Below are 24,881 nucleotides of genomic sequence, written 5' to 3'. Positions count from 1 at the left end.
CGCGCAGCCTTTTCCACCAGGTGGCTCGCCGAATCAGAACGCCGGCACCACCGCGCCCTTGTACTTGTCGGCGATGAACTGCTTCACCTCCGGGCTGTGCAGGGCCTGGGCCAGCTTCTGGATGGCGGCGCTGTCCTTGTTGTCGGCGCGGCTGACCAGGATGTTCACGTAGGGCGAGTCGTTGCCCTCGATGGCCAGGGCGTCCTTGGTCGGGGTCAGGCCGGCTTCCAGGGCGTAGTTGGTGTTGATCAGCGCCAGGTCGACCTGCTTGAGCACGCGCGGCAGGGTGGCCGCTTCCAGCTCGCGGACCTGGATGTGCTTGGGATTGCCGGCGATGTCCTTGGGCGTGGCGGTGATGCCGGCGCCGTCCTTGAGGGTGATCACCCCGGCCTTGGCCAGCAGCAGCAGGGCGCGGCCGCCGTTGGTGGCGTCGTTGGGGATGGCCACGCTGGCGCCCTCGGGCAGCTCGTCGAGCTTCTTGATCTTGCTGGAGTAGGCGCCGAAGGGCTCGACGTGCACGCCGGTCACGCTGACCAGGTCGGTCTTGCGGCTGGCGTTGAACTCGTCGAGGTAGGGCTGATGCTGGAAGAAGTTGGCGTCGAGGTTGCCCTGCTGCACCTGCAGGTTGGGCTGCACGTAGTCGGTGAACACGCGCACCTTCAGCTCCACGCCCTGCTTGGCCAGCAGCGGCTTGACCACTTCGAGGATCTCCGCGTGCGGCACCGGGGTGGCGGCGACGCTGAGGGTTTCCGCCTGGGCGGTGGCGGCGAAGGCGGCGAACAGGGTCGCGGCGGCCAGCAGTTTCTTCATGGTCGAACTCCTTGTGGGATGAAACGCCGGGCCGGCGGATGGCCGGCCCGGTCGGATTACTTGCGCGAGAAACGGATCACCAGACGGTCGCCGACGCTCTGCAGCACCTGCACCAGCACCAGCAGGAGGATCACGGTGACCGCCATGACGTCGGGCTGGTAGCGCTGGTAACCATAGCGCACGGCCAGATCGCCCAGACCGCCGCCGCCGATCAGGCCGGACATGGCGGTGTAGGACACCAGGGTGATGGCGGTGACGGTGACCGCGGCGAGCAGGCCGGGGCGCGCCTCGGGCAGCAGCGCCGCGAGGATGATCTGTTTGGTGCTGGCACCCATCGCCTGGGTCGCCTCGATGATGCCGCGGTCGACCTCGCGCAGCGCGGTCTCGGCCAGGCGGGCGAACAGCGGCGTGGCGCCGACCACCAGCGGCGGGATGGCGCCGGCGGCGCCCAGCGAGGTGCCGACGATCAGCTCGGTGAGCGGGATCATCAGGATCAGCAGGATGACGAAGGGCACCGAGCGCAGCACGTTGACCACCAGCGACAGCAGGCGGTAGACGGGGGTGTTGGCGAACAGCTGGCGCGGGCCGGTGAGGAACAGCAGCACGCCGAGCGGCAGGCCGAACAGCACGGTGAACAGCAAGGATCCGCCGAGCATCGCCAGAGTGTCGAGGCTGGCCTGCCAGATCTCCGGCCAGAACACGTTGGGCAGCAGTTTCTCGAGCATCAGCGCAGTACCTCGACATGCACGTCGGCGGCGTCCAGGCGCGCCAGGGCGGCGTCCAGGTCGCCGCCGGTGAGGGCCAGGGTCAGCTGGCCGTAGGGGGTTTCGCGGATGCGGTCGATGCGCCCGGCGAGGATGCTGTAGTCGACCCCGGTGTCGCGCGCCACCTGGCCGAGCAGCGGTGCGTAGGTCGCCTCGCCGCGGAAGGTCAGGCGCAGGATGCGTCCCGGCACGTGGGCGAAGTCGTCCTGCTGCTCGCTCTCGTCGACGTGCTCGGCCTCCAGCACGAAGCGCTTGGTGGTCGGATGCTGCGGATGCAGGAACACGTCGGCCACCGCGCCCTGCTCGACGATCACCCCGCCGTCCATCACCGCCACGCGGTCGCACACGCGGCGGATCACGTCCATCTCGTGGGTGATCAGCACGATGGTCAGCTTGAGCTCGCGGTTGATCTCGGCGAGCAGCTGCAGCACCTGGCCGGTGGTCTGCGGGTCGAGGGCGCTGGTCGCCTCGTCGCAGAGCAGGATCTTCGGCTCCAGGGCCAGCGCGCGGGCGATGCCGACGCGCTGCTTCTGGCCGCCGGAAAGCTGCGCCGGGTACTTGTCGGCGTGCGCGGAGAGCCCCACGCGGGCCAGCAGCTCGCTCACCCGCGCGGCGATGGCCGCGGCGGGCAGCTCGCCGGCGAGCCTGAGCGGCAGGGCGACGTTGTCGGCCACGGTCTTGGAGGCCAGCAGGTTGAAGTGCTGGAAGATCATGCCGATGCGCTGGCGCAGGCGGCGCAGGCCGGCGGCGTCGAGCGCGGTGGCGTCTTCGCCGGCGATCAGGATGCGCCCGCCGGAGGGCTCCTCGAGGCGGTTGATCAGGCGCAGCAGGGTGCTCTTGCCGGCGCCGGAGTGGCCGATCAGGCCGAAGATCTCGCCGGCGCCGATCTGCAGCGACGTCGGCTGCAGGGCGGGAACGTCGCGGCCATTGACCCGGTACGCCTTGTGGACGTTGTCGAATTGGATCACGGGAAAACCTTGTGGGTGAGGAAACGGGCCTTGGCGGGGAAGCAGTGTAGCGGCCCGTTCTTAGTGCGAAAAATGCTTTGAATGACTATCCATATGCCTGAATGGCAGGGCGGCGGCTCACTGGGCGATGTCTTCGCCGCCGTCGCCTGCGGCCGGCGCCGCCGGCTGCAGGGTGCCGCCCAGCCCGTTGGTCAGCGCCGGGGCCTTGGGCATCAGCGCGCGGGCGCGCGCCAGGGCGGTGGTGGCGGCGTTCAGATCGCCCTTCTCGAGGGCCTGCTGGCTGCGCTGCAGCCAGGCGTCGGCGAGCAGGCGCTGGTAGGTCTCGACCTGCTCGTCGTCCTGCTCGCGCAGGTGGCCGAGGGTCAGCCCGGCCGCTTCCAGCTGGCCGGCGCCGAGCAGGCGCTCGAACTGCTGACGCTCGCGGAGCTGGGCGCGCGCCTCGGCGTTCCACGGCAGGCTGTGGCAGGCGGCGAGCAGCAGCAACGCGAGCAGCGGCAGGCAGCGAAGGGCGCGGGTCATGACACAAGCCTCGGGCTGTTCAGAAACTAGGCAATTCTACACTGCCCGGCGCGCCTGCAGGAAGCTGGGCATGGCGGGCGCCCCGCAGCGGGGCAGGAAAGCGCGAAATTCCTATACAATATCTGTCCATTTAAATATTCTTGTATAGGTTTTGGTGCGACGCATCGCGTCGCCCGCTTGCACCTGCCACAGGCCGGATGAGGGACTGCCATGAACATGTCTGCTGATGCGCCCCGGGGCCGGGAGCCCCGGCTGAAGACCGTCTGCCAGCAGCAGCTGGCCGAGCTGGCCGGCACGATGGATGGACTGCGCGTGGCCATCGTCGCCTCGGCCAGCGGCTTCCCGCTGGCCTGCATCGGCCTGGAGGCCCAGGAAGGCCGGCGCATCACCGCGCTGGGCGCGGCACTCGACGCCCTCGGCCAGCGCCTGGTGCAGGAGCTGGCACTGGGCGCACAGGAAAGCGCGCTGATCGAGTCCGCCGCGGGACTGGTGCTGTGCCGCCAGGTGGTCAACGGCATCACCCCGATGGTCCTGCTGGTGGTGACCGGCGAGAACAGCAATCCCGGCTATGCCCTGTGGGCGGTGAAGAAGGCCGCCCGTGCCCTGGGCGAATCCCTGAGCGCGCCGGGGAGCGGCGCGCCAACCACAAGCGAGAGAGAGCAATGAGCGCAATCAACGACAGCCTGGAACAACTGATGAGCATCGACGGCGCCCAGGCCTGCGCGGTGGTCGACTACGGCAGCGGCATGCTGCTGGGGGCGGCCGGCGGCGGCCTCGACCTGGAGCTGGCCGCGGGCGGCAATACCGAGGTGATGCGCAGCAAGGTGAAGACCATGCAGATGCTCGGCCTGGACGACAGCATCGACGACATCCTGATCACCCTCGGCAAGCAGTACCACCTGATCCGCCCGCTGGCCAAGGCCAGCGACCTGTTCGCCTACTATGTGCTGGACAAGTCGAAGGCCAACCTGGCCCTGGCGCGGCGCAAGCTGGCCGAGGTGGGCGACGCGCTGGAGGTGTGAAGCGTCGGGGCCGCTGTCCCGTCGCCGGGCGGCTCAGGCCCGGCGCGGCAGCAGGAAGCTCAGCAGGAACAGCGCGGCGGCGCTCACCACGATGGACGGCCCGGCCGGGGTGTCCTGGTACCAGGACAGGGCGAGGCCGGCGCACACCGCGACCAGGCCGGTCAGACTGGCGCCGGCGGCCATCTGCTCGGGGCTTTTCGCGTGGCGCTGGGCGCTGGCGGCGGGAATGATCAGCAGCGAGGTGATCAGCAGCACGCCGACGATCTTCATCGCCACGGCGATCACCACCGCGATCAAGAGCATCAGCGCCAGGCGCAGGGCGCCGACCGGCAGGCCCTCGACCCGCGCCAGCTCCTCGTGCACGGTGAGCGCCAGCAGCGGGCGCCACAGCCAGGCCAGCACGCCGAGCACCAGCGCGCTGCCGGCGACGATCCAGGCGAGGTCGCCGGTGCCCACCGCCAGCAGGTCGCCGAACAGGTAGGCCATCAGGTCGACGCGCACCGCGTCGAGGAAGCTGACGGTGACCAGGCCCAGCGACAGCGTGCTGTGGGCGAGGATGCCGAGCAGGGTGTCGGCGGCCAGCGGCTGGCGCTGCTGGAGGACCACCAGCAGCACGGCGAGGATGATGCAGCCGACGGTCACCGCCAGGGTCGGGCTGACGTCGAGCAGGAAACCCAGCGCCACGCCGAGCAGCGCGGCGTGGGCGAGGGTGTCGCCGAAGTAGGCCATGCGCCGCCAGACCACGAAGGAGCCGAGCGGTCCGGCGACCAGCGCCAGGGCGAGCCCGGCGAGCAATGCGTTGAGCAGGAAGTCGGGCATGTCAGTGCTTGCAGTTCGGGCCGTGGACGTGGGGTTGGGGGCGCAGCACCACGCTGCCGTGGAGGTCGTGCTGGTGGTCGTGCTGGTGGTGGTAGATCGCCAGGCTGCGCGCGTCGTTGCCGAACAGCTCGCGGAACACCGGGTCGCTGCTGACCTGCTCGGGATGCCCGGAGCAGCACACGTGGCGGTTCAGGCAGACCACCCGGTCGGTGGCGCTCATCACCAGGTGCAGGTCGTGGGAAACCATCAGCACGCCGCAGCCATGGCGCTTGCGCAGGCGGCCGATCAGCCGGTACAGCTCGCTCTGCCCGGCGATGTCGACGCCCTGCACCGGCTCGTCGAGTACCAGCAGTTCCGGCTGGCGGAGCAGGGCGCGGGCCAGCAGCACGCGCTGCAGCTCGCCGCCGGAGATCTTCTGCAGCGGGCTGTCGATCACCTTGCTGGCGCCCACCTCGCCGAGCGCCTCGAGGGCGCGGGCGCGGTCGACGCCGGGCACCAGGCGCAGGAAGCGCAGCACCGACAGCGGCAGGGTCGGCTCGACCTGCAGCTTCTGCGGCATGTAGCCGATGCGCAGCCTGTCGCGGCGCCATACGCTGCCGCTGTGCGGGGCGAGCAGGCCGAGCACCACGCGCACCAGGGTGGTCTTGCCGGCGCCGTTGGGGCCGATCAGGGTGACGATCTCGCCGGCCTGCAGCTCCAGCTGCACGTCCTGCAGCACGTCGGCGCCGGCGAAGGCGACGCCGACCCCGTCGAGGCGGATCAGCGGCTCGCTCATGCGGCCTCCCGGCACTGCGCGCACAGGCCGACCACCTCGACCATCTGGCTCTCCGCGGCGAAGCCGACCTCGGCGGCGGCCGCGTGGATGGCCGCGCCGATCGCCGGCTGCTCCACCTCGATGGCGGTGCTGCACTGCCGGCAGATGAAGAAGTGACCCTGGTGGCTCTGCCCCGGGTGGTTGCAGCCGATAAAGGCGTTCAGCGAGGCCAGGCGGTGGATCAGGCCGTGCTCGAGGAGGAAGTCGAGCGCGCGGTACACGGTGGGCGGCGCGGCGCGGCGGCCGTCCTCGGCGCTCAGCACGCCGAGGATGTCGTAGGCGCCGAGCGGCCGGTGGCTCTGCCAGACCAGCTCCAGCACGCGCCGGCGCAGGGCGGTCAGGCGCGCGCCGCTGCGCGCGCACACGGCGTCGGCGGCGGCCAGCGCCGCGCTTACGCAATGGCTGTGGTCGTGAGGGTGACAGGCCAGCGGGGTGGTCGCCATGGTGGCACATCCGGAGCAAAGGGATGTTATTGTATAACACTTATTCCTCGAGAGAGAGCATTGTCGTGCGCCCACGCCTGTCCCTGTTGTCCGCCGCCGCCCTCGCCTGGCTCGTGGCCGCCCCGGCGCACGCCGAGGTGCGCGTGCTGACCAGCATCAAGCCGCTGCAGCTGATCGCCGCCGCCGTGCAGGACGGCGCCGGCACGCCCGACGTGCTGCTGCCGCCGGGCGCCTCGCCGCACCACTACGCACTGCGCCCCTCCGACGTGCGCCGGGTGGGCGAGGCCGACCTGCTGTACTGGATCGGCCCCGACCTCGAGGCCTTCCTGCCGCGCGTGCTGGAGGGCCGCCGGGCGCCGACCCTGGCGGTGCAGGAATTGTCCGACCTGCACCTGCGCCGCTTCGGCGCGGAGCATCGCCACGACGACGAGGAGCATGCCGGGGAGGAACACCACGACGACGATGACGCCGAGGACAGCGGCCACGACCAGGCCCATCGTCCGGGCACCCTGGACGCCCACCTGTGGCTGCTGCCGGCCAACGCGCGGGCGATCGCCGCGCGCATGGCCGCGGATCTGGCCAAGGCCGACCCGGCCAACGCCGCGCGCTACCAGGCCAACCTGGCCGCCTTCGAGCAACGCCTGAGCGCCGCCGACGGCCGGCTCAAGGCGCGCCTGGCGCCGCTCAAGGACAAGCCGTTCTTCGTCTTCCACGAGGCCTTCGACTACTTCGAGGAGGCCTACGGCCTGCGCCACGCCGGGGTGTTCGCGCTGGGCGCCGAGGTGCAGCCGGGCGCCCGCCACGTCGCCGCGATGCGCGCGCAACTCAAGGCCGCCGGACCGAGCTGCGTGTTCAGCGAGCCGCCGCTGCAGCCGCGCCTGGCGCAGACCCTCAGCGATGGCCTGCCGGTGCATCTGGCCGAGCTGGACGCGCTGGGCTTCGACCTGAAGGCGGAGGCGGGCAGCTACGAACGGTTGCTGGAGCAGCTCGGCGACGGCCTGGCCGGTTGCCTGGAAAAGCTCTGAGGCAGGGGATAGCGTAGGGTGGGTCAGGCCGCAGGCCGTAACCCACCAACCGGCCGCCAGCCCGGCAAGGGGAGAGGCTTGGTCGGCCATAGGGGATGCCTGGCGGCATCCTTGGTGGGTTACGCCGCTGCGCGGCTAACCCACCCTACAACTACCGCGTGGATCGCCACCCGGGGGATCGCCAGCCGGCGGCCGGCCGCCCCGTGGATCGTCACCCTCCGGACGGCCACCGCGTGGAAAATCGCTGCGCGAGTTTTCCACCCTACGAACGGCCGCGGGGACGGCGTAGGGTGGGTTAGGCCGCAGGCCGTAACCCACCAACCGGCCGCCAGGCCGGCAACGGGAGAGGCTTGGTCGGCAACGGGAGAGACCGGGCCGGCAAGGCGGGATGCCTGGCGGCATCCTTGGTGGGTTACGCCGCTGCGCGGCTAATCCACCCTACAACTACCGCGTGGATCGCCACCCGGTGGATCGCCACCCGGCGGATGGCCGCCCCGTGGATCGTCACCCTCCGGACGGCCACCGCGTGGAAAATCGCTGCGCGAGTTTTCCACCCTACGAACGGCAGCGCGGAAGACGTAGGGTGGGTTAGGCCGCAGGCCGTAACCCACCAACCGGCCGTCAGGCCGGCAACGGGCGAGGCCCGGCCGGGAATAGGGGATGCGTGGCGGTATCCTCGGTGGGTTACGCCGCTGCGCGGCTAACCCGCCCTACAACCAGCGCCTGACCCGCGCACAGTAGGCGCGGTACTCCTCACCGAACAGGCGCTCGAGTGCACGCTCCTCCGGCGCGATCTGCACGCGGCCGATAAGCCAGACGAACAGCGGCAGCAGCAGGAAGTTGACCGCGTTGCCGAAACCGAGCGCCAGGGCGGCGAGGATCAGTGCATCGCCCAGGTAGATCGGGTTGCGCGACACGGCGAATACGCCCGAAGTCACCAGATGACTGGCCCGCTCGGGGGTGAGCGGATTGATCGTGGTGCGCGCCCTGAACATCGTCCACGCCGCCGCGGCCAGCAGCGCGAGGCCGGCGAGCAGTAGCAGGCCGGCCAGCGGGCGCTGCGCGGCGAAGGCGAAGCCGCCCAGCGGCAGGTGCTCGGCGAGCTGCCACATCGTGACGCCGAACAACGCGACCAGCAGCGGCGGGGGAATCAGCGGCATGGCGGCGCTCCTCACTCGTCCTGCCACGCACAATAGCAGCCCACCGCCAGGCCCCCGGTGCTGCGCACCGGCCGGCCGGCGAGCAGCGCCTCGAGCACCGGCTCGATAAAGCTGTTGGCCGAGGTGCAGGTGGCGCCCTCGCTGTACGGGCCGAGGTAGGCCAGCTTGCCGTCCTGGTCCCAGATCGCCACCGCCGGGCTGGCCGGCAGCTGTTCCGCGCCGGGCAGCTCGGCCAGCGGCTGCAGGGCCTTTAGGGTATCGGGCAGGTGGCCACGGCTGCCGGGCTTCTGCCAGACGTGGAAGCTCACCCGGTCGCCGAAGCGCGCGAGCAGTTCGGCCAGATGCTGCTGGTTGCCGACGTTGCACGGGCAGGGCGGGTCCCACAGGTGCACCACGCGGATCCTGCCCGGCCCGGCCAGCTCGGCCGGCAGGCGCAGGGTCGCGGCGTCGAACAGCACGGTGGTCTCGCCGAACGGGCGGATGTAGCGCGCCTGGTACCACTGGTAGAGGCCGCCCAGCACGAGTGCGCAGACGAGGGCGAGCAGGGCGAGGACGAGGGGCTTGCGGCGGGACATGCGGGCAACCGGCGGAAAATGACGGCCAAGCTTGCCATGTCGCGTCGCCGGTCTGAAGATCGACCATAGCCATCCATCAGCCCAAGCCGCCGCCTGCGGCCGAGTTCATGAGCGAAACCTTCGACCCCCACCGCCTGCGCCGGCAACTGCCGCCGCTGGCCACCGCGGCGGCCGAGAGCGGCCCGCAGGTGCAGGCCTACCGCCGCTACTACGGCCTGCAGCACCGTCCCGACATCCACAGCCGCCTCGGCTGGGTGGAAGTCGAGGGGCGGCGCGTCGCCGTGCAGGGCTGGTGGCGCGACGACGCGCGCGCCACCGTGTTGCTGCTGCACGGCTACTACGACCACATGGGCCTGTACCGCCACGTGTTCGACTGGGCGCTGGCGATGAACTTCGCCGTGCTGTCCTGCGACCTGCCCGGCCACGGCCTGTCCGAGGGCGTGCCGGCGAGCATCGACGACTTCGCCGAGTACCAGGCGGTGCTCGCCGCGCTGCTGCGCGCCGCCGAGCTGCTGCACCTGCCGCAGCCCTGGCACCTGTTCGGGCAGAGCACCGGCGGCGCCATCCTGCTCGACTACCTGCTGACCGGCGCGCCGCGCCCGGACCTTGGCCAGACCGTGCTGCTCGCCCCGCTGGTGCGCCCGCACGCCTGGCAGCGCGCCAAGCTCAGCTACCAGCTGCTCAGTCCGTTCGTCAGCCAGGTCGCCCGCCGCTACAGCGACAACTCCAGCGACAGCGCCTTCCTCGACTTCGTGCGCCGCGACCCGCTGCAGGCGCAGAGCCTGCCCACCGCCTGGGTCGGCGCGCTGGCGCGCTGGATCCCGCGCATCGAGAACGCGCCGGCCTCGGCGCAGCGGCCGCTGATCATCCAGGGCGACGCCGACATGACGGTCGACTGGCGACACAACCTCGACGTGCTGCGCGACAAGTTCCGCGGCGCCGAGCAGCTGATCCTGCCCGGCGCGCGCCACCACCTGGTCAACGAGGCACCGGGCCAGCGCCAGCGGCTGTTCGACCTGCTCGGCGAGCGGTTCGCCTGAGCGGCGCGCCTGCTATCATCGGCACGCCCGCCCCGCGCGGCTCCCCCAGACAACCCAGGCGCAAGAGATCCCCTTCCCATGTTTGACGGCATCGTCGACTTCATCACCCAGACCGGTTACCTCGGCGTCTTCCTGCTGATGGTGGCGGAAAACGTGTTCCCGCCCATCCCCTCCGAGCTGATCATGCCGCTGGCCGGCTTCGCCGCCGCCAAGGGCGAGCTGAGCACCGTCGGCGTGCTGCTGGCCGGTACCGCCGGCTCGGTGTTCGGCGCGCTGCCCTGGTACTACGCCGGCTACTTCTTCGGCAGCGCGCGGCTGAAGAAGATGGCCGGGCGCTTCGGCCGGGTGATGACCCTGTCGCCGCGCGACGTGGATACCGCCTGCGTGTGGTTCGAGCGCCACGGCTGGCAGGCCACCCTGTTCGGCCGCCTGGTGCCGGCGGTGCGCACGCTGATCTCGGTGCCCGCCGGCATGGTCGCCATGCCGCTGCGCGCCTTCCTGTTCTACTCGACCCTCGGCTCGCTGGTGTGGACCGGCGCGCTGACCGCCGCCGGCTACCTGCTGCACGGCCAGTACGCGCTGGTCGCCGACTACGTCGACCCGCTGTCCAAGGTGGTGGTGCTGGTGGTGGTCGGCATCTACCTGTACCGCCTGGTGACCCACAAGGGTGCCGGCGCCGAGGCCTGATCCGGCTTCCGCCCCATCCCGCGTTACCCGGCCCGAGGCATTGCCTCGGGCTTTTTATTTGCGGCGCCGGACGGGGGTGTTTTAGTAAGCCATGCATATTGTAAGCTGTGCTTACTATTTGCGAGGTGCCCATGTCCCTGCTGCACAACGACAACCTTGGCTTCCTGATCGCCGACGTTTCCCGCCTGCTGCGCCGCAGCTTCGAGCAGAGCCTGGAGGGCAGCACGCTGACCCTCGCCCAGGCGCGCGCGCTGATCTACGTGGCCCGCCGCGAAGGCTGCCGGCAGGTCGAGCTGGCCGAGCTGCTCGAGGTGCAGCCGATCACCCTGGCCCGCCTGATCGACCAGCTGGTGGCCGCCGGCCTGGTCGAGCGCCGCGCCGACCCCAGCGACCGCCGCGCCTACCGGCTGTTCCTCACCGCCGCCGCCGCCCCGCAGCTGCAGGCCATCGAGCAGACCGCCGCGCTGATCCGCGGCGCGGCGCTGGCCGGCCTCGACCAGGACCAGGTCGCCGCGCTGCTGGCCGCCCTGGGCCAGGTGCGCAGCAACCTCTGCGGCGCCTGACGCCCGCGCCGCCCCCCAGCGAGGAGCCCTGCCATGAACCAAGCCCTGCCCGTCCTCGAGCCGTCCCTGAGCGCGCCGCCGCGCCGCCAGCGCCTGCGCCTGCTGCTCCTCGTGGTGGTGCCGCTGGCCGTGCTGCTCGGTGGCGCCGCCGCCTACCTGCACGGCGGCGGCGAGGTGGAGACCGACAACGCCTACGTCGCCGCCGACAAGGTGCCGGTCAGCGCCGAGGTGTCCGGCACCGTCCGCGAGCTGCTGGTGGCGGAGAACCAGACGGTGGTCGCCGGCCAGCCGCTGTTCCGCCTCGATGCCGCGGCGTTTCGCATCGCCGTGCTGCAGGCCGAGGCGCGCCTGGCCCAGGTGCGCACCGACCTCGCCGCGCTCAAGGCCGCCTACCGCGCCAAGCAGGCGGAGATCGCCCTGGCGCGCACCCGCCGCGACTTCGCCCTGCGCGAGCAGCAGCGCCAGGCCAACCTGGTGGCGCGCAACTTCATCTCGCCGGCGCGCTTCGACGAGGTGCGCCAGACCAGCGCGCTGGCCGCCCAGCAGGTGGTCGCCCTCGACGAGGACCTCAAGCGCATCGCCGAGAGCCTGGGCGGCAGCGCCGAGGCGCCGCCCGAGGCGCACCCGCGCTACCTGGCCGCGCAGGCCGAGCTGGCCCAGGCGCGTCTCGACCTGGAGCGCTCCGAGGTGCGCGCCAGCCAGAGCGGCACGGTCAGCCGCCTGCCCAAGCCGGGCCAGTACCTCAAGGCCGGCGCCACCGCGCTGGCCCTGGTGGTCGACGGCCGCCTGTGGGTGGAGGCCAACTTCACCGAGAAGGACCTCACCCACATGCATCCCGGCCAGGCGGTGGACATCCGCATCGACACCTACCCGGATATCCGCTGGCGCGGCGAGGTGGAGAGCCTGAGTCCGGCCACCGGCGCCGAGTTCGCGGTGATCCCGGCGCAGAACGCCACCGGCAACTGGGTGAAGGTCGCCCAGCGCGTGCCGGTGCGCATCCGCCTCGCCGCCGGCGCCGACCAGCCGCCGCTGCGCGCCGGGCTCAGCGCGCTGGCCACCGTGCACACCGGCCAGCGCCGCAGCCTGCTCGGCGTGTCGCTCTGAGGCCGCCGATGAGCGCCGACAGCGCCCAGCGCGTGTTCGTCACCCTGGCGGTGATGCTGGCGACCACCATGCAGGCGCTGGACACCACCATCGCCAACGTCGCCCTGCCGCACATGCAGGGCAGCCTGGGGGTGACCCAGGAGCAGGTCGCCTGGGTGCTCACCTCCTACATCGTCGCCTCGGCGATCTGCCTGCCGCTGACCGGCATCCTCGCCGCGCGGCTGGGCCGCAAGCGCCTGTTCGTCGGCGCGGTGGTCGGCTTCACCCTGGCCTCGATGCTCTGCGGCGCGGCGCAGAGCATCGAGCAGATGGTCCTGTTCCGCCTGCTGCAGGGCGTGTTCGGCGCCTGCCTGGTGCCGCTGTCGCAGGCCGTGCTGCTCGACACCTGGCCGCCCGCGCGGCACGGCTCGGCGATGGCGCTGTGGGGCGTGGGGGTGATGGTCGGGCCGGTGCTCGGCCCCACCCTGGGCGGCTGGCTGACCGAGTACTACAGCTGGCGCTGGGTGTTCTACATCAACCTGCCGTTCGGCCTGCTCGCCTGGTTCGGCCTGGCCGCCTTCGTCCGTGATACGCCGACCGATCCGGGCCGGCGCTTCGACCTGTTCGGCTTCGCCCTGCTCAGCCTGGCGATCGGCGCGCTGCAGCTGCTGCTCGACCGCGGCCAGTCGCTGGACTGGTTCGCCAGCGCGGAGATCGTCGGCGAGGCGCTGCTCGCCGGCCTCGCCCTGTACCTGTTCGTCGTGCACATCTTCACCAGCGCGCAGCCGTTCATCGAGCCGGGGCTGTTCCGCGACCGCAACTTCAGCGTCGGCCTGCTGTGCATCTTCATGATCGGCATCATCCTGCTCGCCACCATGGCGCTGCTGCCGCCGTTCATGCAGAGCCTGATGGGCTATCCGGTGCTCGACGTCGGCGTGCTGCTGGTGCCGCGCGGGGTGGGCACCATGCTCGGCATGCTGGTGGTCGGCCGGCTGAGCGGGCGGGTCGATGCGCGCGCGCTGATCGGCTGCGGCCTGCTGCTGACCAGCCTGACCCTGTGGCAGATGACCGCCTTCACCACCGAGGTCGACGCCTGGACCATCGTCCACAGCGGCTTCCTGCAGGGATTCGGTCTCGGCCTGGTGTTCGTGCCGCTGTCCACGCTGACCTTCGCCACCCTGGCGCCGCGCTACCGCAACGAGGCCACCGCGCTGTACAGCCTGCTGCGCAACATCGGCAGCGGCATCGGCATATCGCTGGTGATCGCCTACCTGGCGCAGCGCACGCAGATCAACCACGCGCTGTTCGCCGGCCCGCTCACCCCGTTCAACCAGGCGCTCGGCCAGGCCGTCGAGGCGGGCGTCTACGACCTCGACACGGTGGCGGGGCTGGCGCGGCTGGACGGCGAGGTCGGCCGTCAGGCGGTCATCCTCGCCTACCTGCAGGACTTCCGGCTGATGATGTTCGTCACCCTGGCGACCCTGCCGCTGCTCCTGCTGCTGCGCCCGCCGCCGCGCCCGACCACGGCGGCGTGACGGCGGGCGCCGGCGGCCTCAGCGCGCCGCCTGGCCGTTGTACTTGGCCACCAGCTGGCGCGCCTCCTGGAGCAGCGCGGCGCCGTCGGCGTAGCCCTGGCCCTCGACTTCCGCCACCCACTCGTCGTCCAGCTTGCCGGCGATGGCCATCCAGCGCTGCTGCTCGGCAGCGTCGAGGAAGATCACTTGGTTGCCGCGCTCGCGCGCCAGCTGGCGGTCGGCCTCCAGGGCGCGGGTATCCCACAGCCGGCCGGCGCGCGCCGACAGGGCGCGGCCGCTGTTGGCGTCGATGATCTGCCGCAGGTCTGCCGGCAGGCTGTCGTAGCGCGCCTTGTTCATCGCCAGCACCAGCACCGGGTGCATCAGCTTGGGCATGCCCTCGGCCATCTCGGTGTGGTACTTGACCCGCTCCTGCAGCTTCACCGAGCCGACCACGTCCCACGGCACCGCGGCGCCGTCGAGCAGGCCGCGGGCCAGCGCGGCGGGCACCGGGTTGATCGGCATGGCCTGCGGCTGGCCGCCGAGCAGCTCGATCAGCCGGCTCTGCACGTGGTTGGCGGTACGCAGCTTGAGGCCGGCGAGGTCGGCCTGGCTGCGGATCGGCTGCTTGCGGCTGTGCAGCACCACGCTGTCGGTGAGGTGGGTGGCGAGCAGCTGCACGCCCTGGTACTCGCGCTGGCCGTGGCGGGCGAGAAAGTCCCACAGCGCCTGGCTGCTGGCCTCGGCCGAGCGGTTCATGAACGGCAGCTCGAAGGCGCCGGTCAGCGGATAGGCGCCACCGTTGTAGCCGGGCAGCGCCCAGACCACGTCGGCGCTGCCGCTGCGCGCCTGGTCGAGCAGCTGCGCGGGCTTGCCGCCCAGCTGCATCGCCGGGAAGAAGTGGAAGCGGATGCGCCCGCCGGACTCGCGGCTGATCCTGTCCGCCCAGGGCTGGATCAGTTCGCGCTGGGTCAGCGAGTCGTTGGGCAGGAAGTGGTGCACCTTGAGGGTGACGACCGCTTCGGGAGTGGCGGCGGCATGGGCCGCCAGGCCGGTGCTCAGGCAGAGCGCCGCCAGGGTTGAGCGCAGGTTTTTCACCGTGACTTTCCTTTGTTCTTGTGGTCTTGGTGGGGTACGACTGCCCGACCGGGCAGCGGCGCTATGCTGGTGCGCGCCCGGACCGCCGAACAATCCGCCGCGGCGGCTTGTGTGCGGTAGGCGCACACAATGTGCGGGTAAAGGCCGTGGGCCGGGTGGGGCGGGGAGGGGCGCGCGCGTTGGCCCCGCCGGCCTGTCGCGCGGAGCGCCCGCGGGGGCGGCGCGGGCGATTTTTTACCCCGTTTTTATGCCCCCGCCGCTAGGATGGCCTGTCTTCGCGCCTTCGGGATGGATCCACCGCCGCCGTGCTCGTCCGTCGCTATCTGCCCGCTCTGCTGGCCAACCTCGGTGTCACGCTGCTGATGCTGCCGCTGCACGACACCCTCGCCCTGTCCAATACCGCGCTGCCCTACGTGCTGGTGGTGGTGCTGGTCGGCAGCCGCTACGGCCGTGGCCCGGCCATCGCCGCGGCGCTGCTCGGCTCGCTGCTGTACGCCCACGTGTTCGTGCCGCCGCGCTTCTCCCTGGCGATCACCGAGGTCCAGTACCTGCTGGCCGCCGCGGTGATGCTGGTGGTGGCGCTGCTGGTCGGCCAGCTCTCCGCCTCGCTGCAGCGCCGCGTCGCCCAGGTGCAGGCGCGCGAGCGCCAGGTCCGCGCGCTGTGCGAGCTGACCCGCCAGCTGAGCGCTTCGCTGACCCCCGACGAGGTGGCGCAGGTCGCCCGTCATTTCCTCGCCAGCGTGCTGCACGCCGAGGAGTGCCGGGTGGTACCGGAAAGCGCCCTCGCCGCGCCGCCGCCCCCGCTCACCGCCGCCCTGCTGCGCGCCGCCCTGGCCGGCCGCGGCCCGCAGCTCAGCGCCGGCCGGCGGGCGGAGCAGCGCCTGGTGCTGATTCCGCTGGTCGGCTCCGCCGGCACCCATGGCGTGCTGGCCTGCGAGCTGCCCGCCGCGCAGGCCGAGGCGCCGGCCAGCGGCGAGCTGCTGGAGACCCTCGCCTCGGTGGTGGCGGTGGCCCTGGAGCGCACCCATTTCGCCGAGATGGCCCGGCAGACCGAGCTGCGCCGCTCGGCCGAGGCGCTGCGCAACTCGATTCTCGCCGCCCTGTCCCACGACCTGCGCACGCCGCTGACGGTGATGGTCGGCCTGGCCGACACCCTGGCGCTGGGCAAGGTCTCCGCGGAGCGGCAGAAGAGCATGCTCGCCGCGCTGCGCAACCAGGCGCTGTCGCTCAGCCAGCAGGTCACCAACCTGCTCGACATGGCCCGCCTGCGCTCCGGGACCATCGAGCTCAACGAGGCCTGGCAGCCCATCGACGAGGTGATCGGCGCCACCCTGCGCCTGGTCCGCGGCCAGTGGAAGGACCGCGAGATCAGCGTGGACATCCCGCCCGACCTGCCGCCGCTGCGCTTCGACGCGGTGCTGATCGAGCGCCTGCTGTGGAACCTGCTGGAGAACGCCATCAAGTACTCGCCGGCCGACACCCCGGTGGAGCTGGTGGTGCGCCGCGTCGGCGCGTGGCTCGAGGTGATGGTCTGCGACTGGGGCCCGGGCCTGCCGGCGGAGGGCGGCGAGGAGCTGTTCGGCCTGTTCCGCCGCGGCCAGAGCGAGTCGAGCATCCCCGGCGTGGGTCTCGGCCTGGCGATTGCAAGGGGTTTTGCCGAGGCCCACGGCGGTCAGGTGCTGGCGGAGAACCGTCTGGGCGGCGGCGCCTGCTTCCGCCTGCGCCTGCCGCTGGGCAGCCCGCCGACGCTCGGCGAACTGGAGGAAGCGACATGAGCGAAACGCAGAGCATCCTGCTGGTGGAGGACGACCGGCAGATCCGCGAGCTGGTCGCCGCCACCCTGGAGGGCGAGGGCTACGCGGTGGTCGAGAGCGCCAGCGCGGCGCAGGCCGCGGTGGAGGTCGGCGCGCGGCGCCCGGACCTGCTGATCCTCGATCTGGGCCTGCCGGATCGCGACGGCATCGAGTTCGTCCGCGACTACCGCGCCTGGTCGGCGGTGCCGATCCTGATCCTCTCGGCGCGCAGCCAGGAGGCCAGCAAGGTGGCGGCGCTGGACGCCGGCGCCGACGACTACCTGACCAAGCCGTTCGGCGTCTCCGAACTGCTGGCGCGGGTGCGCGCCCTGCTGCGCCGCCGCCACCTGGGCAGCGGCGAGGCCGAGCCGACCATCGCCTTCGGCGACTGCCTGATCGACTGCGTGCGCCGCGTGGTGACCCGCGGCAGCGAGCCGCTGCACCTCACCCAGATCGAGTACCGCCTGCTGATCCTGCTGGCCTCCAACCCGGGCCGGGTGCTCACCCACCGCCAGCTGCTGCAGCAGATCTGGGGCGGCCGCGCGGTGGAGAACCACCAGTACCTGCGGGTCTACGTCGGCCACCTGCGGCAGAAGATCGAGCACACCCCGGCGCAGCCGCGGCATATCCTCACCGAGATCGGCGTGGGCTACCGCTTCCAGGTCTGAGAGCCTGTCCACGATCTGCTGCGCGTCGGCGATGTGCCGGTGCAGCGCCGCGCCGCGAAGCAGCAGCCGCAGGCCGGCCCGCAGGGCGAGCGAAGCGGGTCGATCGCTGGCTCCCGCTCGCCAGATCGTGCACAGGCGCTGAACGGGTGCACAACGACGAACGCCCCGGCCCGCTCGCGCGGCGCCGGGGCGCTTTCACACCGCCACGGCAGTCGGGCTCAGCCCATCGCCAGGCGCGCCAGCCGACCCTCCAGCTGGGCGACGTGGCCGTCCTCCTCCGAGGCGAACTCGGTGGCCATCGCCCTGACCCGCGGGTTGCCGGTGGCGGCGGCGATGCCCTCGTAGAAGTCGCGGCTGCGCCGTTCGCCGTCCAGCGCCAGTTCCAGGGCGGCGGGCACGTCCATGAAGCCGTCCACGCCCTCCCAGCCGGCGGCCTCGGGGCTCACCCCGTCGGGCCAGGCGAACTCCTCGGCGCGCAGGTCCGGCGGATAGTGGAAGCCGCCGCGCTCCATGGCATCGGCCAGGTGCAGGCGCGAGAAGTGCGCCATCTGCCGGAAGAAGTCGGCGACTTCCGGGTCACCGAGGGTCTGGGTGGCGGTCGCCAATTCCTCGTAGCGGCGCGCCGACTCCTTCTCCAGGACGATGGCGTGGGCGAGGAAACGATGGATGTCGTCCATGCCGCGCCCTCAACCGAACTTGAACAGGATGCCGAACCCGCCGCGTGGCCATTCCCATTCCACGTTGCGGTGCTCGTCGCAGATGATCCGGCAGGTGCCGCACTCCAGGCAGCCGTCGGTGCTCAGCACCACCCGGCCGTTGGCTTCGGCGGTGTAGCAGCCGGCCGGGCAGCACACGGTGCACTGCTGGTTGCTGCACTGCGCGCACAGCTCGGCGTTCTTGATGGCGATGTGCGGGCGGCCGACGTCCACCCGGTAGCGGTCCTGGAACAGCTTCTCTTCGACTTTCGACATGATGGTTCTCCTTACTGGACCGCACGCCAGAACTTGAGGGCGTCGCCGAGCAGGCCCAGCAGCGAGCGGGAGGCGAGGAAGCTCTTCTTGATGTCCTTCTCCTTGGTCTTCTTGTCCACGCCGTCGACCCGGATCAGGGTCTGCGCGGCGCGCGACAGCAGCTCGGGATAGGTGGTGAAGAACTGCTTGTTGTGGTGGAAGATCTCCGGCATGCGCCGGTACTTCTTCAGGTCCTTCATGACGAAGCTGTCGTCCAGGCGCGCCTTGTAGGCGGCCAGGTTGGCGGCGCTGAACGGCTTGCCGGCGGCCTTGAGCTCGATCAGGGTCTGCGCCGCCAGCATGCCGGTGGTCATCGCCAGGTTGGAGCCTTCGCGGTGGATGCCGTTGACGAACTGCCCGGCGTCGCCGGCGATCAGCCAGCCGTCGCCGAACACCTTGGGCACCGCGTGGTAGCCGCCCTCGGGGATCAGGTGGGCGGCGTACTCCTTCATCTCGCTGCCGGCGATCAGCGGCGCGATGGAGGGGTGGGCCTTCATGCGGTCGAGCAGCTCGTAGGGGGTGACCTTCTGCTCCTTGAAGTCGGAGAGCATGCAGCCGACGCCGAGGGTGATCGACTCCTTGTTGGTGTACAGGAAGCCGGTGCCCATCATGCCGGCGCTGATCTTGCCGGCCATCTCGATGACCACGCCCTCGTCCTCGCCGATGTTGAAGCGCGCCTCGATGGTTTCCTGGGGCAGGAAGTGGATTTCCTTGACCGCCAGGGCGACGTCCTTGGGATCGATCTCGCCGCGGAAACCCGCCTTGACCGCCAGGCGCGAGTTGGCGCCGTCGGCGAGGATCACCGCGTCGGCGTAGATCTCGCCGCCCTTGCGGTCGGTGCGCACGCCGACCACCCGGCTGCCGTCCTGCAGCAGCTCGCTCACCGTGGTCTCGCAGATGGTCAGCGCGCCGGCCTCGCGGGCCTTCCTGTTGAACCACTGGTCGAAGTGCGCGCGGATGATGGTGTAGCGGTTGTACGGCGGCTTGTTGAAGTCCTCGGAGCGGTAGTGGCTGCCCATGTAGGAGGTGTCGTCGAGCACCCACACGCGCTGCTCGATCAGATGGCGCTCCAGCGGCGCGTCGTCGCGAAAGTCGGGGATGATCTTCTCGAGGGCGTCGGAGTAGAGGATCGCGCCCTGCACGTTCTTCGAGCCGGGGGTCTCGCCCCGCTCGATCTGCAGCACCTTGAGGCCGCCCTTGGCCAGAGTGTAGGCGGCGGCGTTGCCGGCCATGCCGGCGCCGACCACGATCACGTCGAATTTTTCAGCCATGGTGCTCTCCTGTCAGCCGGCCTTGCGGGCCTGGGCCAGGTGGGACTTGAAGGCATCGGTCAGCGCCGGAAGGATGGTCATGGCGTTGCCGACGATGCCGTAGTGGGCGAAGTCGAAGATCGGTGCGTTGGGGTCGCTGTTGATGGCGATGATCACGTCGGCGCCGTCCATGCCGACCCGGTGCTGGATGGCGCCGGAGATGCCGACGGCGATGTACAGCTTGGGCCGCACGGTCTTGCCGGACTGGCCGACCTGGCGTTCCAGGTCGGCCCAGCCGGCCTGCACCACCGGCCGCGAGGCGCCGACCTCGGCGCCCAGCACGCGGGCCAGCTCGTGGACCAGCTGGAAGTTCTCCGGGTTCTTCAGGCCGCGGCCGCCGGCGACGATGATGTCGGCGAACGGCAGGTTGGGCTTGTCGCGGCTGTCGTCGGCGATGAACTCCAGTACCTTGGTGACGATGGTCTGCTCGTCCATGGCGAACGGCACCGGGATGATCTCGCCGCTGCGCGCGGCGTCGGCGTCGGGCATCGACATCACCCGCGGGCGCACGGTGGCCATCTGCGGGCGGTGGCGCTGGGTCATGATGGTGCACAGCAGCGAGCCGCCGAAGGTGGGCCGGGTCGCCGCCAGGTTGCGCGTCTCGGCGTCGACCGCCAGCTCCGTGCAGTCGGCGACCAGGCCGGTGCCCAGGGTGGTGGCCACCGAGCCGGCCAGGTCGCGGCCCAGGGTGGTGGCGCCGAGCATGAGGATCTCGGGCTGGTAGGTATTCACCAGGTCGGTCAGCGCCTTGGTGTAGGGCTCGTTGCGGTAGTCGGCGAGCACCTCGTCCTGCATCAGGTAGCACTGGTCGGCGCCGTACTGGAAGGCCTCGGCGCAGATCCCCGCACCGCGCTCGCCGGGGCCGCAGATCACCACCCCGCACAGCTGCGCGCCCAGGGTGTCGGCCAGCTTGCGGCCTTCGCCGAGTAGCTCCCAGGACACCGTGTGCACCTCGCCGCGCTCGCTCTCGACCACCACCCAGACGTGCCGGTAGTTGACGAAGCGCGGGTCCAGCTCGACCTTCTTCTTCGCCGGCTTCTTCGCTTGTTCGCTCATCTTGCGCTCTCCGCTTCAGCTCGCCCGCTTGGCGATTTCCTGTTCCAGCTTGGGATGCTGGGTGAACACCTTGGCCAGTAGGGTGGCGGCCAGGTTCTTCGGGTCGTGGTCCTGGGTGTCGACGATCTCGGCGCGCTGGCTGCGCGGCTTGGGCGCGAATACCTTGCTCACCACGGTCGGGCTGCCCTTGAGGCCGATCATCTCCACCGCGTCGATGCCGGCGGCGGCGCGGTCCCAGACCTTGAGGTCGTAGCGGGCGGCGCGGAACAGGTCGTCGAGATCGCCGAAGCGCATCTCGTTGGTGCCCTCGAGCATGGTGATCAGGCAGGGGGTGGAAGTGCGCAGCAGCTGCACGCCGCCCTCGGCGCGGCGCTCGACGAGGATCTCGCGCTTGTCGCGGTCGAGGTCGACGATCTTCGACACGTAGGTGAGCAGCTGGAAGTCGAGGCGCTTGGCGATGCCCGGGCCGACCTGGGCGGTGTCGCCGTCGATGGTCTGCTTGCCGGTGAAGATCAGGTCCACCGGCATGTTGTCCATGATCTTGCGGATGGTGGCGCTGAGCGCGTAGGAGGTGGCCAGGGTGTCGGAGCCGGCGAAGGCGCGGTCGGAAACCAGGATGGCGTCGTCGGCGCCGAACGACAGGCACTTGCGCAGCGCCGCCTCGGCCATCGGCGGGCCCATGCTGACCACGGTGACCGTGCCGCCGAAGCGGTCCTTGAGGCGCAGCGCCTCTTCCAGGGCGAACAGGTCGTAGGGGTTGACGATGGCCGGCACCCCCTGGCGCATGATGGTGTTGGTCACCGGGTGCACGCGGATCTGGGCCGAGTCCGGGACCTGCTTGATGCAGACGACGCTATGCATGTCGGATGCTCCGAGAGGGTGGGGGCTCAAACGGCCTGGTAGCGCGGCACGTTCTTGTCGATGACGATGCAATCGGCCGGGCAGTTGAGTACGCACTGGGCGTCGTCGTGGTGGCCGATGCACTCGGTGCACTTGTCGGCATGGATGGCGAACACGCCGCCCTTTTCATAGATGGCGTCGTTCGGGCAGTCGGATTCGCAGGCGGCGCAGGCGGTGCATTGGGAGGCGACGATCTTGTAGGCCATGGTGGATTCTCCGAGCCGGATTAAGAGGATTGGGCAGGAGGAGAATTGCAACGGCCATGCCACGCGGTTTTTATATAAAAACCACGTAAAAATGCTTTTTAATCAAAGATTTGCAAGTTGTGATCTTTATGCGATCAAGCGCGGATAAATAAATATTTACGTCGCATTCCAATCAATCTTTTCGGGCAATGATTGGCGCCCCGTATATATATCCGCGGCCCGGTTGACGGCTTTATCGGGATGACTGAAGTGGGCCTGGCGTCACTCGGCCGCGGCGGGCTGCGCGCAGGCGCAGGGCTCGCCGTGCGCGGCGGCGACCAGATCGCCGAGGATGCCGCATTCGCCCGCGCGGTGGCTGGCGCCGCAGCGGCCGCGCAGGGCGGTCAGTTGCCGCTCCAGGGTGTGCAGGCTGTCCAGACGCGCGCGTACCCGGGCCAGATGCGCGTCGATCAGCCGGTCGATGTCGCTGCAGTCGGCGTCCGGCCGGGCGACGAATTCCAGCAGGCGCTTCACGTCCGCCAGCGGAATGTCGAGGGCGCGGCAATGGCGGATGAACGCCAGGCGCTCGAGGTGCTCGGGCCCGTAGGTGCGATAGCCGTTGCCGCTGCGCGCCGGGGCGGGCAGCAGGCCGCTCTTCTCGTAGTAGCGGATGGTTTCGACGTCGACGCCGAGCGCCCGCCCCAGTTCGCCGATGCGCATGCGCGTTCTCCCGAATTGGCCAGTCGTCGCAGGTTACGCCGCTTGACCCTGGAGTGACTACAGGGTGTGCAATGGCGGAAAACCCCCTGCAAGGAGAAAACCCATGGCCGGTTGCTGCAGCGGCTGCACCCCCGACACCCGCGCGGTCAGCCCGCGTTTTCGGCGCGCCTTGTGGCTGGCCTTGATCGTCAACGCGGCGATGTTCGCCGTCGAGATCGTCGCCGGTATGCAGGCCGGTTCGGTGTCGCTGCTGGCCGATGCCGTGGACTTCGCCGGCGACGCCGCCAACTACGCGATCTCGCTGGCGGTGCTGGCCATGGGGCTGGTCTGGCGGGCGCGGGCGGCGCTGGTCAAGGGCCTGACCATGGCCGCCTTCGGCCTGTTCGTGCTGGGCCGGGCGCTCTGGAGCGCCTACGCCGGCAGCCCGCCCGAGCCCTTCACCATGGGCGCGGTGGGCCTGCTGGCGCTGTTCGCCAACGCCGGCGTCGCCCTGCTGCTCTACGCCTTCCGCGACGGCGACGCCAACATGCGCTCGGTGTGGCTGTGCAGCCGCAACGACGCCATCGGCAACCTCGCGGTGCTGCTCGCCGCCGCCGGGGTGTTCGGCACCGGCAGCGGCCTGCCGGACGTGCTGGTCGCGCTGATCATGGCCGCCCTGGCCCTGTCCGCGGGCGTGGCGGTGGTGCGCCAGGCGCGCGGCGAGCTGGCGGCCGCGGCGCTGGCGCCCGTCACCGTCGCGTCCGCGCCGCGGCCGGTGCGTATCGAGTGACGGCCGAGGGGCGGGAGCCGTTCAGCCCTTGACGCAGACCAGCGGCCGCAGCTGCGCCACGCGCCGCGCCAGGCCCGCCTGCTCGGCGGCCTCGACCACCGCGTCGACGTCCTTGTAGGCCAGCGGCGCCTCCTCGGCGACGCCGCGCAGGCTCGGGCTGCGGATCAGGATGCCGCGCCGCGCCAGCTCCTCGACCACGCTGCGGCCCTGCCAGCGCTGCAGCGCCTCGTGGCGGCTCATCGCCCGGCCGGCGCCGTGGCAGGCCGAGGCGAAGGCGTGCTCTGGGCCGCCGCCGCCGGCCAGCACCCAGGAGGTGGTGCCCATGCTGCCGCCGATCAGCACCGGCTGGCCGACTGCGCGGTACTCCTCCGGCAGCTCCGGATGGCCGGGGCCGAAGGCGCGGGTGGCGCCCTTGCGATGCACGAACAGCCGGCGCCGCTCGCCGGCGATGAAGTGCTGTTCCTCCTTGCAGGTGTTGTGCGACACGTCGTACAGCAGCGGCATGCGGATACCGGGGAACAGCTCGGCGAACGCATCGCGGGCCAGCTGGGTGAGGATCTGCCGGTTGGCCAGCGCGCAGTTGATCGCCGCGCGCATGGCGCCCAGGTAGCTCTGCCCCAAGTCAGAATCGAGCGGCGCGCAGGCCAGCTCGCGGTCGCTGAGGGCAATGCCGGCGCGCGGCGCGGCGATCACCATCTCGCGCAGGAAATCGGTGCCGATCTGGTGGCCCATGCCGCGCGAGCCGCAGTGCAGGGTGACCAGCACGTCGCCCTCCGCCAGGCCGTAGGCCTGCGCCGCCTTTGCGTCGAACAGCGCGTCGACCACCTGCACCTCCAGGTAGTGGTTGCCCGAGCCGAGGGTGCCCATCTCGTTGCGCTGGCGGTGCTTGGCCTCGGCGGACACCTCGGCCGGCACGGCGCCGGCCATGCAGCCGTGCTCCTCGATGCGGGCGAGATCCGCCGGCGTGCCGAAGCCCTGCTCGACCGCCCACTTGGCGCCGCCGCGCAGCATGGCGCCGATCTCGGCGCCGCCGAGGTGGAACGCGCCGGTGCTGCCCAGGCCTGCGGGAATGCGCCGGTACAGCACGTCGGCCAGGCGCTCCTTGACCCTCTCGACCTCGTCCAGCGTGAGGCCGGTATGCAGGTTGCGCACGCCGCAGGAGATGTCGAAGCCGACGCCGCCGGCGGACACCACGCCGCCCTCCTCGGGATCGAGGGCGGCCACCCCGCCGATCGGGAAGCCGTAGCCCCAGTGGGCATCGGGCATCGCGTAGGCGGCGTCGACGATGCCGGGCAGGGCGGCGACGTTGGCCAGCTGTTCGCCGACCTTGGCGTCCATCGCCTCGACCAGCTCGCGCGAGGCGAAGATCACCCCCGGCACGCGCATGGCGCCGTGGCGGGGCATTTCCCATTCGAAGGGACCGCGCTGATGGAGTTGCGAAAGGTTCATGGAGCCTCCTGCCGGTCCGCGCTGGGCGGCCGGTGCAGTGGCACCCTCCCTGGCGGGGATGTCGTCGAGCCACTATAGGCCCCTGGCGGAGGCGCGGGTGGGCCGGTCATCCGCCCG

The 24,881-nt window shown here is 70.8% G+C and carries 29 protein-coding genes; 11 read left to right on the top strand and 18 right to left on the bottom strand.

Going from position 1 to position 24,881, the window contains the following annotated elements; translation table 11 throughout:
* Positions 1-33 precede the first annotated feature (33 nt).
* The 4 genes from LMJ29_RS10935 to LMJ29_RS10920 all read right to left on the bottom strand — a co-directional run bounded on the left by LMJ29_RS10935 (position 34) and on the right by LMJ29_RS10920 (position 3,061).
* Positions 34-810, bottom strand: a complete 777-nt coding sequence (locus LMJ29_RS10935) for a MetQ/NlpA family ABC transporter substrate-binding protein (RefSeq protein WP_229605550.1) — start codon at positions 808-810, stop codon at positions 34-36.
* 56 nt (positions 811-866) lie between these two features.
* Positions 867-1,535, bottom strand: coding sequence for a methionine ABC transporter permease (locus LMJ29_RS10930; protein WP_229605549.1), 669 nt, complete (start codon positions 1,533-1,535; stop codon positions 867-869).
* Entirely contained in the window at positions 1,535-2,542 is a 1,008-nt protein-coding gene (locus LMJ29_RS10925) for a methionine ABC transporter ATP-binding protein (protein WP_229605548.1), read from the bottom strand. The genes LMJ29_RS10930 and LMJ29_RS10925 overlap by 1 nt, the downstream gene beginning before the upstream one ends.
* A gap of 117 nt (positions 2,543-2,659) precedes the next feature.
* Complete coding sequence (locus LMJ29_RS10920; protein WP_229605547.1) at positions 2,660-3,061, bottom strand: hypothetical protein; 402 nt, start codon at positions 3,059-3,061, stop codon at positions 2,660-2,662.
* 210 nt (positions 3,062-3,271) lie between these two features.
* On the opposite strand from LMJ29_RS10920, the gene LMJ29_RS10915 reads away from it, so the two are divergent.
* On the top strand, positions 3,272-3,727 hold the full coding sequence (locus tag LMJ29_RS10915; protein ID WP_229605546.1) for a roadblock/LC7 domain-containing protein: 456 nt from the start codon (positions 3,272-3,274) through the stop codon (positions 3,725-3,727).
* The gene (locus LMJ29_RS10910; RefSeq protein WP_229605545.1) at positions 3,724-4,083 is read left to right on the top strand and encodes a hypothetical protein; all 360 of its coding nucleotides are present in this window, start codon (positions 3,724-3,726) and stop codon (positions 4,081-4,083) included. The genes LMJ29_RS10915 and LMJ29_RS10910 overlap by 4 nt, the downstream gene beginning before the upstream one ends.
* 33 nt (positions 4,084-4,116) lie before the next feature.
* Here LMJ29_RS10910 and znuB read toward each other — a convergent pair whose 3' ends face one another.
* From znuB to LMJ29_RS10895, 3 genes are read right to left on the bottom strand one after another with little or no spacing between them, the layout of a single operon-like run.
* Complete coding sequence (gene znuB, locus LMJ29_RS10905; protein ID WP_229605544.1) at positions 4,117-4,902, bottom strand: zinc ABC transporter permease subunit ZnuB; 786 nt, start codon at positions 4,900-4,902, stop codon at positions 4,117-4,119.
* Between the two features lies 1 nt (position 4,903).
* Positions 4,904-5,677: a zinc ABC transporter ATP-binding protein ZnuC gene (gene znuC / locus LMJ29_RS10900; RefSeq protein ID WP_229605543.1), complete on the bottom strand. Its 774-nt coding sequence runs from the start codon at positions 5,675-5,677 to the stop codon at positions 4,904-4,906.
* Positions 5,674-6,159, bottom strand: coding sequence for a Fur family transcriptional regulator (locus LMJ29_RS10895; protein WP_229605542.1), 486 nt, complete (start codon positions 6,157-6,159; stop codon positions 5,674-5,676). The genes znuC and LMJ29_RS10895 overlap by 4 nt, the downstream gene beginning before the upstream one ends.
* 59 nt (positions 6,160-6,218) lie before the next feature.
* Here LMJ29_RS10895 and znuA point away from each other — a divergent pair, with 59 nt between their 5' ends.
* Positions 6,219-7,184: a zinc ABC transporter substrate-binding protein ZnuA gene (gene znuA, locus LMJ29_RS10890; RefSeq protein ID WP_229605729.1), complete on the top strand. Its 966-nt coding sequence runs from the start codon at positions 6,219-6,221 to the stop codon at positions 7,182-7,184.
* Positions 7,185-7,894: 710 nt separating this feature from the next.
* On the opposite strand, the gene LMJ29_RS10885 is transcribed toward znuA, so the two are convergent.
* Together LMJ29_RS10885 and LMJ29_RS10880 are read right to left on the bottom strand one after the other, a co-directional pair.
* A complete protein-coding gene (locus tag LMJ29_RS10885; protein WP_229605541.1) occupies positions 7,895-8,344 on the bottom strand; it encodes a methyltransferase family protein in 450 nt (149 codons plus the stop codon).
* Between the two features lie 11 nt (positions 8,345-8,355).
* The gene (locus LMJ29_RS10880) at positions 8,356-8,919 is read right to left on the bottom strand and encodes a DUF6436 domain-containing protein (protein ID WP_229605540.1); all 564 of its coding nucleotides are present in this window, start codon (positions 8,917-8,919) and stop codon (positions 8,356-8,358) included.
* Positions 8,920-9,026: 107 nt separating this feature from the next.
* Between LMJ29_RS10880 and LMJ29_RS10875 the strand changes: the two genes are divergently transcribed.
* From LMJ29_RS10875 to LMJ29_RS10855, 5 genes are all read left to right on the top strand, one after another.
* A complete protein-coding gene (locus tag LMJ29_RS10875) occupies positions 9,027-9,959 on the top strand; it encodes an alpha/beta hydrolase (RefSeq protein ID WP_229605539.1) in 933 nt (310 codons plus the stop codon).
* Positions 9,960-10,037: 78 nt separating this feature from the next.
* Complete coding sequence (locus tag LMJ29_RS10870) at positions 10,038-10,646, top strand: DedA family protein (protein ID WP_229605538.1); 609 nt, start codon at positions 10,038-10,040, stop codon at positions 10,644-10,646.
* A 131-nt stretch (positions 10,647-10,777) separates the two neighbouring features.
* On the top strand, positions 10,778-11,209 hold the full coding sequence (locus LMJ29_RS10865; RefSeq protein WP_229605537.1) for a MarR family winged helix-turn-helix transcriptional regulator: 432 nt from the start codon (positions 10,778-10,780) through the stop codon (positions 11,207-11,209).
* A 33-nt stretch (positions 11,210-11,242) separates the two neighbouring features.
* Complete coding sequence (locus tag LMJ29_RS10860) at positions 11,243-12,313, top strand: HlyD family secretion protein (RefSeq protein WP_229605536.1); 1,071 nt, start codon at positions 11,243-11,245, stop codon at positions 12,311-12,313.
* 8 nt (positions 12,314-12,321) lie between these two features.
* A complete protein-coding gene (locus LMJ29_RS10855; RefSeq protein WP_229605535.1) occupies positions 12,322-13,827 on the top strand; it encodes a DHA2 family efflux MFS transporter permease subunit in 1,506 nt (501 codons plus the stop codon).
* An 18-nt stretch (positions 13,828-13,845) separates the two neighbouring features.
* On the opposite strand, the gene LMJ29_RS10850 is transcribed toward LMJ29_RS10855, so the two are convergent.
* A complete protein-coding gene (locus LMJ29_RS10850; RefSeq protein ID WP_229605534.1) occupies positions 13,846-14,904 on the bottom strand; it encodes a TRAP transporter substrate-binding protein in 1,059 nt (352 codons plus the stop codon).
* A gap of 305 nt (positions 14,905-15,209) precedes the next feature.
* Between LMJ29_RS10850 and LMJ29_RS10845 the strand changes: the two genes are divergently transcribed.
* Complete coding sequence (locus LMJ29_RS10845) at positions 15,210-16,679, top strand: DUF4118 domain-containing protein (protein ID WP_229605533.1); 1,470 nt, start codon at positions 15,210-15,212, stop codon at positions 16,677-16,679.
* A complete protein-coding gene (locus tag LMJ29_RS10840) occupies positions 16,676-17,365 on the top strand; it encodes a response regulator (protein ID WP_229605532.1) in 690 nt (229 codons plus the stop codon). Before LMJ29_RS10845 ends, LMJ29_RS10840 begins: the two co-directional genes overlap by 4 nt.
* 218 nt (positions 17,366-17,583) lie before the next feature.
* Here LMJ29_RS10840 and LMJ29_RS10835 read toward each other — a convergent pair whose 3' ends face one another.
* The 7 genes from LMJ29_RS10835 to cadR all read right to left on the bottom strand — a co-directional run bounded on the left by LMJ29_RS10835 (position 17,584) and on the right by cadR (position 22,546).
* A complete protein-coding gene (locus tag LMJ29_RS10835; RefSeq protein ID WP_229605531.1) occupies positions 17,584-18,042 on the bottom strand; it encodes a ferritin-like domain-containing protein in 459 nt (152 codons plus the stop codon).
* A 9-nt stretch (positions 18,043-18,051) separates the two neighbouring features.
* The gene (locus tag LMJ29_RS10830; protein ID WP_229605530.1) at positions 18,052-18,336 is read right to left on the bottom strand and encodes a ferredoxin family protein; all 285 of its coding nucleotides are present in this window, start codon (positions 18,334-18,336) and stop codon (positions 18,052-18,054) included.
* 11 nt (positions 18,337-18,347) lie between these two features.
* Positions 18,348-19,646, bottom strand: a complete 1,299-nt coding sequence (locus LMJ29_RS10825) for an FAD-dependent oxidoreductase (RefSeq protein ID WP_229605529.1) — start codon at positions 19,644-19,646, stop codon at positions 18,348-18,350.
* A 12-nt stretch (positions 19,647-19,658) separates the two neighbouring features.
* Entirely contained in the window at positions 19,659-20,741 is a 1,083-nt protein-coding gene (locus tag LMJ29_RS10820) for an electron transfer flavoprotein subunit alpha/FixB family protein (protein ID WP_229605528.1), read from the bottom strand.
* Between the two features lie 15 nt (positions 20,742-20,756).
* Entirely contained in the window at positions 20,757-21,602 is an 846-nt protein-coding gene (locus LMJ29_RS10815; RefSeq protein ID WP_229605527.1) for an electron transfer flavoprotein subunit beta/FixA family protein, read from the bottom strand.
* A 26-nt stretch (positions 21,603-21,628) separates the two neighbouring features.
* A complete protein-coding gene (locus LMJ29_RS10810; RefSeq protein ID WP_229605526.1) occupies positions 21,629-21,847 on the bottom strand; it encodes a 4Fe-4S binding protein in 219 nt (72 codons plus the stop codon).
* Positions 21,848-22,108: 261 nt separating this feature from the next.
* Entirely contained in the window at positions 22,109-22,546 is a 438-nt protein-coding gene (cadR, locus tag LMJ29_RS10805; RefSeq protein ID WP_229605525.1) for a Cd(II)/Pb(II)-responsive transcriptional regulator, read from the bottom strand.
* Positions 22,547-22,649: 103 nt separating this feature from the next.
* On the opposite strand from cadR, the gene LMJ29_RS10800 reads away from it, so the two are divergent.
* Positions 22,650-23,315, top strand: a complete 666-nt coding sequence (locus LMJ29_RS10800; RefSeq protein WP_229605524.1) for a cation transporter — start codon at positions 22,650-22,652, stop codon at positions 23,313-23,315.
* Between the two features lie 21 nt (positions 23,316-23,336).
* On the opposite strand, the gene LMJ29_RS10795 is transcribed toward LMJ29_RS10800, so the two are convergent.
* Entirely contained in the window at positions 23,337-24,764 is a 1,428-nt protein-coding gene (locus tag LMJ29_RS10795; RefSeq protein ID WP_229605523.1) for an RtcB family protein, read from the bottom strand.
* Positions 24,765-24,881 lie beyond the last annotated feature (117 nt).

It is taken from the genome of Pseudomonas oryzagri (assembly GCF_020831405.1).
Lineage (GTDB): Bacteria > Pseudomonadota > Gammaproteobacteria > Pseudomonadales > Pseudomonadaceae > Geopseudomonas > Geopseudomonas oryzagri.
Note: the sequence above shows the minus strand (reverse complement) of the source record. Positions and strands in the feature narration are given on the sequence as shown.

Excerpts from the sequence above, each read along its gene's own strand:
- LMJ29_RS10935 (WP_229605550.1), bottom strand. The coding sequence starts at position 810 with ATGAAGAAACTGCTGGCCGCCGCGACCCTGTTCGCCGCCTTCGCCGCC.
- LMJ29_RS10930 (WP_229605549.1), bottom strand. The coding sequence starts at position 1,535 with ATGCTCGAGAAACTGCTGCCCAACGTGTTCTGGCCGGAGATCTGGCAG.
- LMJ29_RS10920 (WP_229605547.1), bottom strand. The coding sequence starts at position 3,061 with ATGACCCGCGCCCTTCGCTGCCTGCCGCTGCTCGCGTTGCTGCTGCTC.
- LMJ29_RS10915 (WP_229605546.1), top strand. The coding sequence starts at position 3,272 with ATGAACATGTCTGCTGATGCGCCCCGGGGCCGGGAGCCCCGGCTGAAG.
- LMJ29_RS10910 (WP_229605545.1), top strand. The coding sequence starts at position 3,724 with ATGAGCGCAATCAACGACAGCCTGGAACAACTGATGAGCATCGACGGC.
- znuB (WP_229605544.1), bottom strand. The coding sequence starts at position 4,902 with ATGCCCGACTTCCTGCTCAACGCATTGCTCGCCGGGCTCGCCCTGGCG.
- znuC (WP_229605543.1), bottom strand. The coding sequence starts at position 5,677 with ATGAGCGAGCCGCTGATCCGCCTCGACGGGGTCGGCGTCGCCTTCGCC.
- LMJ29_RS10895 (WP_229605542.1), bottom strand. The coding sequence starts at position 6,159 with ATGGCGACCACCCCGCTGGCCTGTCACCCTCACGACCACAGCCATTGC.
- LMJ29_RS10885 (WP_229605541.1), bottom strand. The coding sequence starts at position 8,344 with ATGCCGCTGATTCCCCCGCCGCTGCTGGTCGCGTTGTTCGGCGTCACG.
- LMJ29_RS10880 (WP_229605540.1), bottom strand. The coding sequence starts at position 8,919 with ATGTCCCGCCGCAAGCCCCTCGTCCTCGCCCTGCTCGCCCTCGTCTGC.
- LMJ29_RS10875 (WP_229605539.1), top strand. The coding sequence starts at position 9,027 with ATGAGCGAAACCTTCGACCCCCACCGCCTGCGCCGGCAACTGCCGCCG.
- LMJ29_RS10870 (WP_229605538.1), top strand. The coding sequence starts at position 10,038 with ATGTTTGACGGCATCGTCGACTTCATCACCCAGACCGGTTACCTCGGC.
- LMJ29_RS10865 (WP_229605537.1), top strand. The coding sequence starts at position 10,778 with ATGTCCCTGCTGCACAACGACAACCTTGGCTTCCTGATCGCCGACGTT.
- LMJ29_RS10860 (WP_229605536.1), top strand. The coding sequence starts at position 11,243 with ATGAACCAAGCCCTGCCCGTCCTCGAGCCGTCCCTGAGCGCGCCGCCG.
- LMJ29_RS10855 (WP_229605535.1), top strand. The coding sequence starts at position 12,322 with ATGAGCGCCGACAGCGCCCAGCGCGTGTTCGTCACCCTGGCGGTGATG.
- LMJ29_RS10840 (WP_229605532.1), top strand. The coding sequence starts at position 16,676 with ATGAGCGAAACGCAGAGCATCCTGCTGGTGGAGGACGACCGGCAGATC.
- LMJ29_RS10835 (WP_229605531.1), bottom strand. The coding sequence starts at position 18,042 with ATGGACGACATCCATCGTTTCCTCGCCCACGCCATCGTCCTGGAGAAG.
- LMJ29_RS10830 (WP_229605530.1), bottom strand. The coding sequence starts at position 18,336 with ATGTCGAAAGTCGAAGAGAAGCTGTTCCAGGACCGCTACCGGGTGGAC.
- LMJ29_RS10825 (WP_229605529.1), bottom strand. The coding sequence starts at position 19,646 with ATGGCTGAAAAATTCGACGTGATCGTGGTCGGCGCCGGCATGGCCGGC.
- LMJ29_RS10820 (WP_229605528.1), bottom strand. The coding sequence starts at position 20,741 with ATGAGCGAACAAGCGAAGAAGCCGGCGAAGAAGAAGGTCGAGCTGGAC.
- LMJ29_RS10815 (WP_229605527.1), bottom strand. The coding sequence starts at position 21,602 with ATGCATAGCGTCGTCTGCATCAAGCAGGTCCCGGACTCGGCCCAGATC.
- LMJ29_RS10810 (WP_229605526.1), bottom strand. The coding sequence starts at position 21,847 with ATGGCCTACAAGATCGTCGCCTCCCAATGCACCGCCTGCGCCGCCTGC.
- cadR (WP_229605525.1), bottom strand. The coding sequence starts at position 22,546 with ATGCGCATCGGCGAACTGGGGCGGGCGCTCGGCGTCGACGTCGAAACC.
- LMJ29_RS10800 (WP_229605524.1), top strand. The coding sequence starts at position 22,650 with ATGGCCGGTTGCTGCAGCGGCTGCACCCCCGACACCCGCGCGGTCAGC.
- LMJ29_RS10795 (WP_229605523.1), bottom strand. The coding sequence starts at position 24,764 with ATGAACCTTTCGCAACTCCATCAGCGCGGTCCCTTCGAATGGGAAATG.